This window comes from Endozoicomonas sp. SESOKO2 (assembly GCF_024606245.1).
GTDB lineage: Bacteria > Pseudomonadota > Gammaproteobacteria > Pseudomonadales > Endozoicomonadaceae > Endozoicomonas_A.
On record NZ_JAHHPQ010000020.1, the window covers coordinates 1 to 1,066 of the forward strand.

General features: G+C 52.2%; 1 protein-coding gene. It reads right to left on the reverse strand.

Going from position 1 to position 1,066, the window contains the following annotated elements; genetic code table 11:
* Positions 1-1,001, reverse strand: a 1,001-nt coding sequence (locus tag KDK17_RS00470; RefSeq protein WP_257287098.1) for a hypothetical protein, incomplete at its 3' end; no start/stop codon positions are given.
* Positions 1,002-1,066 lie beyond the last annotated feature (65 nt).

Sequence of the window (1,066 nt, forward strand, 5' to 3'; positions counted from 1 at the left end):
TGTGGCGACTGGTCAACCTGCTGTGCCCGGCGGGCAGCCAGTATCAGGTTATTCAGCAGCCCTTCGGTCATTTCAGGCAGAGGGTTACAAAGGTCGGCAGGTACGGTTTTAAAGGCTTTGTAGAGTGAGTGAAGTGCTTGTTCTGGCAGCTCAGTCCGGGGGATATCATATCTTTGGGCACTGATATCCCAGAGATTGACCTCAGGGCAGGGTTTTCCCGTGGCAACCATGGAAGTCAATACCGAAGACGTGCTCCTCGCAAACTCAGGCCAGAGTATTTTGACATGAGCCTTTGGATAGGCCTGCAACTGGCCATTCACCAACAGAGGTTGCCCAACAGCCAGGGGTTCCAGAAGTTGCTGAAGCGTCGGATTACTCTCCAGTCCCCGGAATACCACCGGCCTGCCAGCGGTTAATGCCTTCTGCAATGCACTCTGACGCTGTCCAAAATGGGCCTTTTTTTCTGAGGTGATATGAATATTATCAAATAGCTGGCTGAAGCTGGTCTGTTCATTGACCTGAATGACCAGAGGAGTTTGCGGCTGATTCTTGATCCAACAACTGACCTGGGCGTGTTGCTGATAAGTGACGACATTAAAAACGGCGGGATCTCTGACTTTTTTCTGTGGGCAGGACAGAAAGTGCTTGTCGTTTTCTGTCAATCCCAGGGCCTTCGGCTGACGTTTTGAGTCAGCCACCTGAAGTCGGGGCTCCAGGCCGGTCGTGTCGCGAATTGTCCGCAGTGAACCCAGCAAACGAAACCACAGTGCCTCAGTGAGGGGAGAGGTTACGATGACTGTCCCACCTGCCCGAATCTGTTCCAACAGGCAGGTGTTAGGGACTGCAAAGCCTTCCGGGGCAATGGCAATCGGGCTCAGCCATTGGGCAATATTACTCTGGTTAATGATGACAGGGTTGCGTGGTGCCTGCTCTTCTTTTTTATCACATGAGTGGGACAGACTTTGGAACAGTGAAGGAAGCTCGTCATTCCCCAACGGCATCCGATAAAACTGAACATTGTCGGGTAACGGACAGACCTTCCCGTTGCTCTCAAAACACTTTTGCG